Origin of the sequence: Clostridium sp. JN-9 (assembly GCF_004103695.1) — a bacterium.
Lineage (GTDB): Bacteria > Bacillota > Clostridia > Clostridiales > Clostridiaceae > JN-9.
Genome location: NZ_CP035280.1, coordinates 3,077,882 through 3,091,931, shown reverse-complemented (window position 1 = coordinate 3,091,931; position 14,050 = coordinate 3,077,882). Strand labels below are relative to the sequence as shown.

Sequence of the window (14,050 nt, the reverse complement as noted above, 5' to 3'; positions counted from 1 at the left end):
ACGGAGGTATAGAGTAATGGCGAAAGATGAAAAGAATATTCAAAAACTAGAGAATGAATTTAATGAGCTGATTCAGGAAAGAAGACAAAAGTTTTTTGATCTTCAAGCAGCTGGCAAAGATCCTTTTGATGTATATAAAGTAGAAAGAACTCATACATCGGTGCAAATTAAAGAAAATTATGATGAGCTTGAGGGAAGTACAGTTACTGTTGCTGGAAGATTAATGTCTAAAAGAGTTCATGGTAAGGCTGGCTTTTCAGATTTATATGATAGGTATGGAAAAATACAGCTTTATATTAGAATTGATGATGTGGGTGAAGAAAGATTAAAAGAATACAAATCTTTCGATATTGGAGATTTATTATGCGTCACTGGCAGAGTTTTTAAAACAAAGACTGGTGAAGTCTCAATTCATATTACAGAGTTCCAGTTAACTGCTAAATCATTAAGGCCATTACCTGAAAAGTGGCACGGATTAAAAGATCCTGATTTAAGATATAGACAAAGATATGTTGATCTTATAATGAATGAAAATGTCAGAGATACTTTTATGAAAAGAACAGCAATAATCAAAGCTATAAGAGAATTCCTTGATAACAGGGATTATCTTGAAGTTGAGACACCAGTTTTATCACAAATTGCTGGAGGTGCTTCTGCAAAACCATTTATGACCCACCATAATGCATTGGATATTGATATGTACATGCGAATAGCTACTGAATTATATTTAAAAAGGCTTATTGTAGGTGGATTTGAGAAAGTATATGAAATTGGTAAAGACTTTAGAAATGAAGGCATTGATATAAGACATAATCCTGAATTTACAATGATGGAATTATATGAAGCTTTTGCTGACTATAATGACATGATGGAAATTACAGAAAACATGGTAGCTTATGCATGTGAGAAGGTCCTAGGAACTACTAAGGTTACATATCAAGGCACAGAAATTGATTTTACACCACCATGGAGAAGAATTACTATGGTAGATGCAGTTAAAGAATATGCTGGTGTTGATTTCAATGAGATAAAAACAGATGAACAGGCAAGAGAAATAGCAAAAGAAAAGAATGTACAATTTAAAAAAGAATTAAAAGATTGTACAAAAGGTGATGTATTAAATGGATTATTTGAGGAATTTGCTGAAGAAAAAATGATACAGCCAACATTTGTATGTGATTATCCTGTAGAAATTTCACCTCTAACTAAGAAGAAAAGAGGGAACCCGGATTTCACTGAGAGATTTGAAGGATTCATTTATGGAAGAGAATTGTGTAATGCATATTCAGAGTTAAATGATCCTATAGTTCAGAGAGAAAGATTCGTTCAGCAGCTTAAAGAAAGAGAGCTTGGAGATGATGAAGCATACATGATGGATGAAGATTTTCTTAATTCATTAGAAATTGGTATGCCTCCTACAGGTGGACTTGGTATTGGAATAGACAGACTGGTTATGTTCTTAACAGACAGCTATTCTATAAGAGATGTAATACTATTTCCTACAATGAAGTTAATTCAACAATAAAAGGTATTTAAATGTTTTTATTAAGACCAGTTAATTTTACTGGTCTTAATTTATATGGAAATAAAAAAACATCTTGCAAAAAGAAAAATAGTTGCTATAATATATTATATAAGTTGTTCCGCGATAGCTCAACGGTGGAGCATTCGGCTGTTAACCGAAGGGTTGAAGGTTCGAATCCTTTTCGCGGAGCCATTCTATTTTTTGAAAGCAGTTGACATTACAAATTTCTTTGGTAAAATATAAATAAATATATATGTCATAATGATGAAGAAGAGTAAGAATATCTACTATAAAAGAGAGGTCAAGTTTGGTGTAATTGACTATAGTAATATTTTAAAGGCGCTTTTGAATGATATTGTAAGAGCAGGGCTATTGCCAAAAAGGGTGGAACCGCGGATTTAATTCGTCCCTTATGGTAAGGGCTTTTTTTATACCCTAAAATATGAAATTAAGGAGAAATAAAATAGTTTATAATCTTATATGCAAATATATTCAGGAATGATATAATATAATCACCAAAAAGGGAGTGATTATATTTGAGTAAGAACTATAAGCCTAAAGAATTTGCTGAATTATTAAATGTATCAGTTTTAACACTACAGCGATGGGATAACGCAGGAAAATTAAAAGCATTTAGAACGCCAACAAATAGGCGGTTTTATACCTATGAACAGTATAAAGAGTTTATGGGTATAACATCTTCTGGAAAGAAGGTAGTTATATATACAAGGGTTTCAACTTCTAATCAAAAAGATGATTTAAAAAATCAAGTTATATTTCTTAAACAATATGCTAATGCAAAAGGAATTATTGTAGATGAAGTGATTGAAGATTATGGAAGTGGATTGAATTATAATCGTAAAAAATGGAATAAACTTATTGATGAGTGTATGACATCTGAAATAAGCACTATAATAATAACCAATAAAGATAGGTTTGTACGATTTGGATTTGAGTGGTTTGAAAGATTTTTAGGAAAATTCAATGTAAAAATAATAGTAGTAAACAATGAAAGCTTTTCGCCAAACGGAGAATTAGTTCAAGATATAATCTCAATACTTCATGTTTTTAGCTGCAGAATTTATGGCCTAAGAAAGTATAAAAAAAAGATAAAGGAAGATGAAGAAGTTGAGAAAAGCATATAAAACAGGGATTAAACCAACAGAAGAACATATAATAAAAATTTATCGAAATAGTTAAAAAAGCAGAAAAGAAACTAAAACGTGAGCAAAGAAAACTTTCAAGGAAATATGAAAGTTTGAAATTAAGAAATAAAAAAGGGAAAGGAGAAGCTGCTCGTCAGAATATCCAAAAACAAATAGTCAAGGTACAAAGACTTCATCAAAGACTTACAAATATTAGAACTGATTATATTAATAAAACAGTAAGTGAGTTAATAAAGCAAAAACCAAGCTTTATAACAATAGAAGATTTAAATGCTTCAATCAATTTAGCTAATGCTAAAGAATATAAGATAGCTTAATTAAACAAGCGCTTATATGTGTACCTAAGGCTATTTCGGGAATTTACGTCTGTGGAGTGCTGCACAAACTGTAGTAGCTTGGGCAAGGCATAGTACAATGAAACAGGAATTTTCTCAGTATGGATACATTTGACCATATTTTGAGTAGCAGGACTTATTATGACTGTAAATAAGACAATGGAAAAAATAGTAGCTTTAGCTAAGAACAGAGGGTTTGTATTCCCTGGTTCAGAGATATATGGAGGGTTAGCAAACTCATGGGACTATGGTCCTTTAGGTGTTGAATTTAAAAATAACGTAAAGAAGGCCTGGTGGAAAAAGTTTGTTCAGGAAAGCAAGTATAATGTTGGAGTTGACTGTGCAATAATAATGAACAGAGAGGTTTGGGTTGCTTCAGGGCATGTAGGCGGTTTTTCAGATCCTCTAATGGATTGTAAAGATTGCAAAGCTAGATTTAGAGCAGATAAATTAGTAGAGGATCACATGACTAAAAACGGAGTAGAAGCTGCCAGTGCTGATGGATGGAGCAATGAAAAACTAATGGACTACATAGAAAAAAATAATATAACATGCCCTAAATGCGGTAAGAAGAATTTTACAGATATAAGAAAGTTCAATCTTATGTTTAAGACATTTCAGGGAGTTACTGAGGATGCAAAATCGGAATTATATTTAAGACCAGAAACAGCTCAGGGCATATTTGTAAATTTTAAAAATGTTCAAAGATCATCGAGAAAGAAAGTTCCTTTTGGCATAGCACAAATAGGAAAGTCCTTTAGAAATGAAATAACACCTGGTAACTTTACATTTAGAACAAGAGAATTTGAACAGATGGAATTAGAATTTTTCTGCAAGCCAGGTACAGATTTAGAATGGTTTAAATATTGGAAAGATTTCTGCTGGGACTTTTTAATGAATTTAGGAATTAATAAGGATTGTTTGAGATTTAGAGATCATGAAAAAGAGGAATTGTCTTTTTATAGTAAGGCTACCTCTGATGTGGAATACTCATTCCCATTTGGCTGGGGAGAATTATGGGGAATTGCTGACAGAACAGATTATGACCTAAAAAAACATTCAGAACATTCAGGAGAAGAACTTATTTACATGGATCCAACAACTCATGAAAAGTATGTACCATATTGTATTGAGCCTTCACTTGGTGCTGATAGAGTAGCACTGGCATTTTTAGTTGACGCTTATGACGAAGAGGAAATTGCAGAGGGAGATACAAGAACAGTACTGCATTTTCATCCTGCATTAGCTCCATTTAAAGCTGCCATACTGCCTTTGACAAAAAAGTTATCAGAGAAAGCAGGAGAAGTTTATGCTTTATTAAGAAAGGACTTTAATGTTGATTATGATGAAGCTGGAAGCATTGGAAAGAGATATAGAAGAGAAGACGAAATTGGAACACCATATTGTATTACAATTGATTTTGATACATTAGAGGATGATACAGTTACTGTGAGAGATAGAGATACTATGGAACAGCTAAGAATAAATATTTGTGATCTAAACAAGTTTATAAGTGAAAAGGTAGAATTTTAAGTAATTGATTTAAGAGCAGGAACAGGTATGTATTTTATCTATTCCTGCTCTTTTTAAAGAGTAATTTCAAGAAAAAAAAGACCGGATGCTCGGGCATCCGGTCTAAATAGGGTTTAATCATGGGGATATGTTATATGTTCAATTAAAACTTGGGGAATTATAATAATGTTTCCTTACGGCACATCATTAGTATAACATAAGAAATACACATTTCAATAGGATTTAATAAAGTTTTTAAATTAAATATATTCGCGCAATTTCGACTAAATTTGATATGATAAATTTGATTATAATTTAAATTTATAGACAAGAATATAAATGAGATGTTAAGTATAACCATTAGTGTACAAGTTGAATTATAGTGATATAATTAATTCCGTAAAGAAATGTTAAAAGCAGTATTATATTTTGGAGGTTATCAATGAATAGAAGTTTTAGCCGGTTTAAGGAGTTTATTAAAGGGAAGAACACAGCTGTTGTGGGCATAGGTATAAGTAATATACCATTAATTAATTATTTGGTTAGTCTGGGAGCCCGTGTTACGGCCTTTGATAAAAAAAGTTTTGATCAGTTGGGACAAACAGCTGTGGATTTTGAAAAAAAAGGAATAAAACTTGTCCTAGGCTCTGATTATTTAGATAAATTAGTTGGATATCAGGTTATTTTCAAAACGCCTTCCATGAGAATTGATAGTGACGCACTTGTTAATGCAAAACGTCAGGGAGCTTATATAACCTCTGAAATGGAGGAGTTTGTAAAATATTGTCCTGCAAAGGTATATGGTATTACAGGCAGTGATGGAAAGACTACCACTACTACTATAATATCTAAAATGCTTAAACAGCAGGGATATAAAACCTGGGTTGGAGGAAATATAGGGAATCCGCTGTTTTCACAAATTGAGGAAATAAATGAAAATGACAGAGTTGTATTGGAACTATCAAGTTTTCAGCTAATGACTATGGATACATCGCCTCAGGTTTCCTTAGTAACAAATTTAAGCCCCAATCATTTAGATATTCATAAAAGTATGGAAGAATATATAGAAGCCAAAAAAAATATATATAAATATCAGCAAAAGGACGATTTGCTGGTATTAAACCAAGACAACAGCATTACAAACAGCATGGAATCAGATTCTAAGGGAAAAGTTATGAAATTCAGCAGAAAAAACATAGTAGAAAATGGTGCATATTATAAGGATGGAGTGCTATACCTGCTAAATAAAGAGGCGTGTAAATATGAGGATATAGTTCTTAAAGGTATGCATAATGTAGAAAATTATTTAGCAGCATTTTGTGCTGTAAAAGATGACGTAAGCTTAGAAAATATGAAACAGGTTGCCTTATCATTTAATGGAGTAGAACATAGAAACGAATTTGTAAGAGAACTTAATGGAGTAAAATATTATAATGATTCAATTGGTACTAGCCCAACAAGAACACTAGCAACAATATCTGTTTATGATAAACCAGTTATATTAATTGCTGGCGGTTATGATAAGCATATCCCATTTGAACCTTTAGCAGAAAAGGGATATAAAAAAATAAAGACTTTAATATTGCTTGGGCTTACCAAGGATAAAATAAAAGCTGCCTTTGATAAATTGAAGGAAAGCAAAAATATTGAAGTACCAATCGTTATAGTCAGTTCTTTGGAGGAAGCAGTTAATAAGGCTAAAAGTCTGGCTGTTGAGGGAGATACAGTTATACTTTCTCCAGCTTGTGCAAGTTTCGATATGTTTCCTAACTTTGAGGCACGAGGCAATAGATTTAAAAGCATTGTTAATGATTTAAAGTAATTGGAAAATTAAAAACTCAAATATGAAATATAGAAAATGAAGATTTTTAGCCTGATAAAAATCTTCATTTTTGTTATGGCATAGAAATTAAATAAGTTTGCAGGAGAGTTACTATATAGAATTATAGAAAGTTATATTGTAAATATAAGATTATATAAAATTCAAAAGGCTAATACCTTACCTGGTGTATCGGTATAAGAATTTATAAGCATATATTAGAATAAAAAAGGATTTATATTATAAACTAACTTTTCTATGGATTATATTATTTATTATAAGATACAAAAGTGTTAGTATGTATAAGTCGTCCGTTAGGACACCATGTTATTATATAGTTGTCTTCGAGTAAAATTTATTTGAATTAAATTTAAAATTCTTGTTGACAATGTAAAAGCAACATGATAAGATATAAAAGCTGTCAGATGACAGACATGATCTTTGAAAATTAAACAGAGAAGATAACAGGTAAAAACTTGTTAAATAAACCAGCAATTCTTTTATAGAGTATAAAGTAATGAGCAATCAAACTTTTAAATTGAGAGTTTGATCCTGGCTCAGGACGAACGCTGGCGGCGTGCTTAACACATGCAAGTCGAGCGATGAAGTTCCTTCGGGGACGGATTAGCGGCGGACGGGTGAGTAACACGTGGGCAACCTGCCTCAAAGAGGGGGATAGCCTCCCGAAAGGGAGATTAATACCGCATAACATTAGGGTATCACATGATATTCTAATCAAAGGAGTAATCCGCTTTGAGATGGGCCCGCGGCGCATTAGCTAGTTGGTGAGGTAACGGCTCACCAAGGCAACGATGCGTAGCCGACCTGAGAGGGTGATCGGCCACATTGGAACTGAGACACGGTCCAGACTCCTACGGGAGGCAGCAGTGGGGAATATTGCACAATGGGGGAAACCCTGATGCAGCAACGCCGCGTGAGTGATGAAGGTCTTCGGATTGTAAAGCTCTGTCTTTTGGGACGATAATGACGGTACCAAAGGAGGAAGCCACGGCTAACTACGTGCCAGCAGCCGCGGTAATACGTAGGTGGCAAGCGTTGTCCGGATTTACTGGGCGTAAAGGGTGCGTAGGCGGATGTTTAAGTGAGATGTGAAATACCCGAGCTTAACTTGGGTACTGCATTTCAAACTGGATATCTAGAGTGCAGGAGAGGAGAATGGAATTCCTAGTGTAGCGGTGAAATGCGTAGAGATTAGGAAGAACACCAGTGGCGAAGGCGATTCTCTGGACTGTAACTGACGCTGAGGCACGAAAGCGTGGGTAGCAAACAGGATTAGATACCCTGGTAGTCCACGCCGTAAACGATGAATACTAGGTGTAGGAGGTATCGACCCCTTCTGTGCCGCAGTTAACACAATAAGTATTCCGCCTGGGGAGTACGATCGCAAGATTAAAACTCAAAGGAATTGACGGGGGCCCGCACAAGCAGCGGAGCATGTGGTTTAATTCGAAGCAACGCGAAGAACCTTACCTGGACTTGACATCCCCTGAATAACCTAGAGATAGGCGAAGCCCTTCGGGGCAGGGAGACAGGTGGTGCATGGTTGTCGTCAGCTCGTGTCGTGAGATGTTAGGTTAAGTCCTGCAACGAGCGCAACCCTTATCATTAGTTGCTACCATTAAGTTGAGCACTCTAGTGAGACTGCCCGGGTTAACCGGGAGGAAGGTGGGGATGACGTCAAATCATCATGCCCCTTATGTCCAGGGCAACACACGTGCTACAATGGTGGGTACAGAGAGATGCAATACCGCGAGGTGGAGCCAAACTCTAAAACCCATCCCAGTTCGGATTGTAGGCTGAAACTCGCCTACATGAAGCTGGAGTTGCTAGTAATCGCGAATCAGAATGTCGCGGTGAATACGTTCCCGGGCCTTGTACACACCGCCCGTCACACCATGAGAGCTGGTAACACCCGAAGTCCGTGAGATAACCGTAAGGAGTCAGCGGCCGAAGGTGGGATTAGTAATTGGGGTGAAGTCGTAACAAGGTAGCCGTAGGAGAACCTGCGGCTGGATCACCTCCTTTCTAAGGAGTCGACATGTAAGGATAACTTACATGAAAGCTTGGTTTACTTCTCTGTTTAATTTTGAGAGATCAAAAAACCTAAACGGTTTTTGATTAGTCTCTTTTGTTCTTTGAAAATTGCACAGTATAAAAAAGTTTACATTAAAGTTAAGGTATACAAAAATACCTTTGTATTAAGATTACTTTATTTTAAAGGTCAAGCTACAAAGGGCGCATGGTGAATGCCTTGGCACCAGTAGGCGAAGAAGGACGCGATAAGCTGCGATAAGCTTCGGGTAGGCGCAAATAGCCTGTGATCCGGAGATTTCCAAATGGGGAAACCCACATACCTAACGGTATGTACTATAAACTGAATTCATAGGTTTATAGGGCTAGACCCGGGGAACTGAAACATCTAAGTACCCGGAGGAAGAGAAAGAAAAATCGATTTTCTGAGTAGCGGCGAGCGAAAGGGAAAGAGCCCAAACCAGGAACTTGTTCCTGGGGTTGTGGATAGATCATTATGTGAGACATCATTTAACTGAAGGTTCTGGAAAGGACCGCCGTAGAAGGTAACAGCCCTGTAAGTGAAAAAGGAAGTCTTAAAGATCTATTCCAGAGTACCACGAGACACGTGAAACCTTGTGGGAAGCAGGGAGGACCACCTCCCAAGGCTAAATACTAACTGGTGACCGATAGTGAAGAAGTACCGTGAGGGAAAGGTGAAAAGAACCCCGGAAGGGGAGTGAAATAGAATCTGAAACCGTGTGCCTACAACCGGTCATAGCACTTTAACGTGTGATGACGTGCTTTTTGTAGAACGAGCCAGCGAGTTACGGTATGTAGCAAGGTTAAGTACTTAAGGTACGGAGCCGAAGGGAAACCGAGTCTGAATAGGGCGACTAGTTGCATGCTGTAGACCCGAAACCGGGTGACCTATCCATGGACAGGTTGAAGCGGAAGTAAAATTCCGTGGAGGACCGAACCACATTGGTGTTGAAAAATCATGGGATGAGCTGTGGATAGCGGAGAAATTCCAATCGAACTCGGAGATAGCTGGTTCTCCTCGAAATAGCTTTAGGGCTAGCGTTGAGAATGAGTAGTGGAGGTAGAGCACTGAATGGGCTAGGGGCTGACAACAGTTACTGAACCCTATCAAACTCCGAATGCCATATACTTGAATCTCAGCAGTCAGACTACGAGTGATAAGATCCGTGGTCAAAAGGGAAACAGCCCAGATCATCAGCTAAGGTCCCAAAGTGTAAGTTAAGTGGAAAAGGATGTGGGATTTCTAAGACAACTAGGATGTTGGCTTAGAAGCAGCCACTCATTTAAAGAGTGCGTAATAGCTCACTAGTCGAGAGGTCCTGCGCCGAAGATGTCCGGGGCTAAAACTTACCACCGAAGCTATGGATGTACACTACGTGTACGTGGTAGAGGAGCTTCCTGTATGGGCTGAAGTCGTACCGAAAGGAGCGGTGGACTGTACAGGAGTGAGTATGCTGGCATAAGTAGCGAGAAATAAGTGAGAATCTTATTGGTCGAAAACCTAAGGTTTCCTGAGGAAGGTTCGTCCGCTCAGGGTTAGTCGGGACCTAAGCCGAGGCCGAAAGGCGTAGGTGATGGACAATCGGTTGATATTCCGATACCGCCAACTGACGTTATTACAAATGGGATGACGCAGGAGGATAGGATGTGCGCACTATTGGATGTGCGTCTAAGCACTTAGTCAGGTCAGACAGGCAAATCCGTCTGATCAATGATGAGGTGTCATGGGGAGCGAAATTATCGTCGCGAAGTATCCGATTCCACGCTGCCGAGAAAAGTCTCTATGGAGGAAGTTGGTGCCCGTACCGCAAACCGACACAGGTAGGTGAGGAGAGAATCCTAAGACCATCGGAAGAATTGTTGTCAAGGAACTCGGCAAATTGACCCCGTAACTTCGGGAGAAGGGGTGCCTGCCTCACGGCAGGTCGCAGAGAATAGGCCCAAGCAACTGTTTAGCAAAAACACAGGTCTCTGCTAAAGCGAAAGCTGAAGTATAGGGGCTGACGCCTGCCCGGTGCTGGAAGGTTAAGGGGATCCGTTAACGTAAGTGAAGCGGTGAACTTAAGCCCCAGTAAACGGCGGCCGTAACTATAACGGTCCTAAGGTAGCGAAATTCCTTGTCGGGTAAGTTCCGACCCGCACGAATGGCGTAATGACTTGGGCACTGTCTCGACAACAAATCCGGCGAAATTGTAGTGCAAGTGAAGATGCTTGCTACCCGCGATTGGACGGAAAGACCCCGTAGAGCTTTACTGTAGCTTAGCATTGAGTTTCGGTATTGTCTGTACAGGATAGGTGGGAGACTGCGAAGCAGGGGCGTCAGCTTCTGTGGAGTCACCCTTGGGATACCACCCTGACAGTACTGAGATTCTAACCGGTGGCCATGAAACTGGTCACGGGACATTGTTAGGTGGGCAGTTTGACTGGGGCGGTCGCCTCCTAAAATGTAACGGAGGCGCCCAAAAGTTCCCTCAGTGCGGTTGGAAATCGCGCGAAGAGTGCAAAGGCAGAAGGGAGCTTGACTGCGACACATACAAGTGGAGCAGGGACGAAAGTCGGGCTTAGTGATCCGGTGGTTCCTCGTGGGAGGGCCATCGCTCAACGGATAAAAGCTACCTCGGGGATAACAGGCTGATCTCCCCCAAGAGTCCACATCGACGGGGAGGTTTGGCACCTCGATGTCGGCTCGTCGCATCCTGGGGCTGAAGTAGGTCCCAAGGGTTGGGCTGTTCGCCCATTAAAGCGGCACGCGAGCTGGGTTCAGAACGTCGTGAGACAGTTCGGTCCCTATCCGTCGCGGGCGTAGGAAATTTGAGAGGAGCTGTCCTTAGTACGAGAGGACCGGGATGGACTGACCTCTGGTGTACCAGTTGTTCCGCCAGGAGCATGGCTGGGTAGCTATGTCGGGACGGGATAAACGCTGAAAGCATCTAAGCGTGAAACCCACCTCAAGATTAGATTTCCCATAGCGTAAGCTAGTAAGACCCCTAGAAGAACACTAGGTTGATAGGTTAGAGGTGTAAGCATGGCAACATGTTCAGCTGACTAATACTAATAGGTCGAGGGCTTGACCAAATAATTATACTGTGCAATTTTGAAAGAACAATTTTCTTTCTTTAAATATATTGACAAAGTTATCTTTGTATAATATAATTTATAACTGTGATATGTAAATGTATCTGGTAATGATGGCGTGAAGGGTTAAATGTCTAAATGACATTTAACGGGTAATTTAGCAAATCTGTGATTTGCGTTAAAAATTACACCGGTTACCCCTTAAAGTGACTGAGTATTTATGTCAAAAACACTAAATTTAAATGTAAATGTATCTGGTAATAATGGCGTGAAGGTAACACCCGTTCCCATTCCGAACACGAAGGTTAAGCTTCATTGCGCCGATGGTACTGCAGGGGAGGCTCTGTGGGAGAGTAGGTAGTTGCCAGGTGAACAATTGGATCTTTAGCTCAGTTGGTTAGAGCAACCGGCTCATAACCGGTTGGTCCGGGGTTCGAGTCCCTGAAGGTCCACCATATGGGGGATTAGCTCAGCTGGGAGAGCACCTGCCTTGCACGCAGGGGGTCAAGGGTTCGAATCCCTTATTCTCCACCAAAAAAGAATTATCTAATTATAGATGATTCTTTTTTATATATAATTATAAAAAATTATATTATAGATATAGGATTATATAAATTAAAAGGGCTAATACTTTACCTGGTGTATCATTATGAGGATTTATAAGTATATATTAGGATAATAAAGTATCTACATTATAAATCAAATTTTTTGTGGATTATATTATTTATTATAAGATACAAAAGTGTTAATATATATAAGTCGTCCGTTAGGACACCATGTTATTATATAGTTGTCTTCGAGTAAAATTTATTTGAATTAAATTTAAAATTCTTGTTGACAATGTAAAAGCAACATGATAAGATATAAAAGCTGTCAGATGACAGACATGATCTTTGAAAATTAAACAGAGAAGATAACAGGTAAAAACTTGTTAAATAAACCAGCAATTCTTTTATAGAGTATAAAGTAATGAGCAATCAAACTTTTAAATTGAGAGTTTGATCCTGGCTCAGGACGAACGCTGGCGGCGTGCTTAACACATGCAAGTCGAGCGATGAAGTTCCTTGGGGGACGGATTAGCGGCGGACGGGTGAGTAACACGTGGGCAACCTGCCTCAAAGAGGGGGATAGCCTCCCGAAAGGGAGATTAATACCGCATAACATTAGGGTATCACATGATATTCTAATCAAAGGAGTAATCCGCTTTGAGATGGGCCCGCGGCGCATTAGCTAGTTGGTGAGGTAACGGCTCACCAAGGCAACGATGCGTAGCCGACCTGAGAGGGTGATCGGCCACATTGGAACTGAGACACGGTCCAGACTCCTACGGGAGGCAGCAGTGGGGAATATTGCACAATGGGGGAAACCCTGATGCAGCAACGCCGCGTGAGTGATGAAGGTCTTCGGATTGTAAAGCTCTGTCTTTTGGGACGATAATGACGGTACCAAAGGAGGAAGCCACGGCTAACTACGTGCCAGCAGCCGCGGTAATACGTAGGTGGCAAGCGTTGTCCGGATTTACTGGGCGTAAAGGGTGCGTAGGCGGATGTTTAAGTGAGATGTGAAATACCCGGGCTTAACTTGGGTACTGCATTTCAAACTGGATATCTAGAGTGCAGGAGAGGAGAATGGAATTCCTAGTGTAGCGGTGAAATGCGTAGAGATTAGGAAGAACACCAGTGGCGAAGGCGATTCTCTGGACTGTAACTGACGCTGAGGCACGAAAGCGTGGGTAGCAAACAGGATTAGATACCCTGGTAGTCCACGCCGTAAACGATGAATACTAGGTGTAGGAGGTATCGACCCCTTCTGTGCCGCAGTTAACACAATAAGTATTCCGCCTGGGGAGTACGATCGCAAGATTAAAACTCAAAGGAATTGACGGGGGCCCGCACAAGCAGCGGAGCATGTGGTTTAATTCGAAGCAACGCGAAGAACCTTACCTGGACTTGACATCCCCTGAATAACCTAGAGATAGGCGAAGCCCTTCGGGGCAGGGAGACAGGTGGTGCATGGTTGTCGTCAGCTCGTGTCGTGAGATGTTAGGTTAAGTCCTGCAACGAGCGCAACCCTTATCATTAGTTGCTACCATTAAGTTGAGCACTCTAGTGAGACTGCCCGGGTTAACCGGGAGGAAGGTGGGGATGACGTCAAATCATCATGCCCTTTATGTCCAGGGCAACACACGTGCTACAATGGTGGGTACAGAGAGATGCAATACCGCGAGGTGGAGCCAAACTCTAAAACCCATCCCAGTTCGGATTGTAGGCTGAAACTCGCCTACATGAAGCTGGAGTTGCTAGTAATCGCGAATCAGAATGTCGCGGTGAATACGTTCCCGGGCCTTGTACACACCGCCCGTCACACCATGAGAGCTGGTAACACCCGAAGTCCGTGAGATAACCGTAAGGAGTCAGCGGCCGAAGGTGGGATTAGTAATTGGGGTGAAGTCGTAACAAGGTAGCCGTAGGAGAACCTGCGGCTGGATCACCTCCTTTCTAAGGAGTCGACATGTAAGGATAACTTACATGAAAGCTTGGTTTAC

4 protein-coding genes, 3 tRNA genes, 4 rRNA genes and 1 pseudogene are annotated in these 14,050 nt (G+C 39.9%); all 12 read left to right on the top strand.

What is annotated here, in order from left to right:
• Positions 1 to 16 precede the first annotated feature (16 nt).
• The 12 genes and pseudogenes from lysS (at position 17) to EQM05_RS14815 (ending at position 14,003) form a co-directional block, all read left to right on the top strand.
• A complete protein-coding gene (lysS, locus tag EQM05_RS14870; protein WP_128750868.1) occupies positions 17 to 1,525 on the top strand; it encodes a lysine--tRNA ligase in 1,509 nt (502 codons plus the stop codon).
• Positions 1,526 to 1,642: 117 nt separating this feature from the next.
• A tRNA-Asn gene (locus EQM05_RS14865) sits at positions 1,643 to 1,717 on the top strand.
• A 344-nt stretch (positions 1,718 to 2,061) separates the two neighbouring features.
• Positions 2,062 to 2,670 (top strand): IS607 family transposase, encoded by a 609-nt coding sequence (locus tag EQM05_RS14860; protein WP_128750867.1) that lies wholly within the window; start codon positions 2,062 to 2,064, stop codon positions 2,668 to 2,670.
• Positions 2,671 to 2,720: 50 nt separating this feature from the next.
• Positions 2,721 to 3,101, top strand: a pseudogene (locus tag EQM05_RS16305) (RNA-guided endonuclease TnpB family protein); the annotation flags it as partial.
• A gap of 66 nt (positions 3,102 to 3,167) precedes the next feature.
• Positions 3,168 to 4,559: a glycine--tRNA ligase gene (locus EQM05_RS14850; RefSeq protein ID WP_128750866.1), complete on the top strand. Its 1,392-nt coding sequence runs from the start codon at positions 3,168 to 3,170 to the stop codon at positions 4,557 to 4,559.
• Positions 4,560 to 4,980: 421 nt separating this feature from the next.
• Complete coding sequence (murD, locus tag EQM05_RS14845; protein WP_128750865.1) at positions 4,981 to 6,360, top strand: UDP-N-acetylmuramoyl-L-alanine--D-glutamate ligase; 1,380 nt, start codon at positions 4,981 to 4,983, stop codon at positions 6,358 to 6,360.
• A 531-nt stretch (positions 6,361 to 6,891) separates the two neighbouring features.
• Positions 6,892 to 8,403: ribosomal RNA gene (locus EQM05_RS14840) — 16S ribosomal RNA — on the top strand.
• A gap of 194 nt (positions 8,404 to 8,597) precedes the next feature.
• Positions 8,598 to 11,505 (top strand): 23S ribosomal RNA (locus tag EQM05_RS14835).
• 253 nt (positions 11,506 to 11,758) lie between these two features.
• Positions 11,759 to 11,875 (top strand): 5S ribosomal RNA (gene rrf / locus EQM05_RS14830).
• Positions 11,876 to 11,883: 8 nt separating this feature from the next.
• A tRNA-Ile gene (locus EQM05_RS14825) sits at positions 11,884 to 11,960 on the top strand.
• Between the two features lie 3 nt (positions 11,961 to 11,963).
• Positions 11,964 to 12,039 (top strand) — tRNA-Ala (locus tag EQM05_RS14820).
• Between the two features lie 452 nt (positions 12,040 to 12,491).
• Positions 12,492 to 14,003 (top strand): 16S ribosomal RNA (locus tag EQM05_RS14815).
• The 16S, 23S and 5S rRNA genes sit together here with 2 tRNA genes alongside, the layout of an rRNA operon.
• The last annotated feature ends 47 nt before the right edge of the window (positions 14,004 to 14,050 follow it).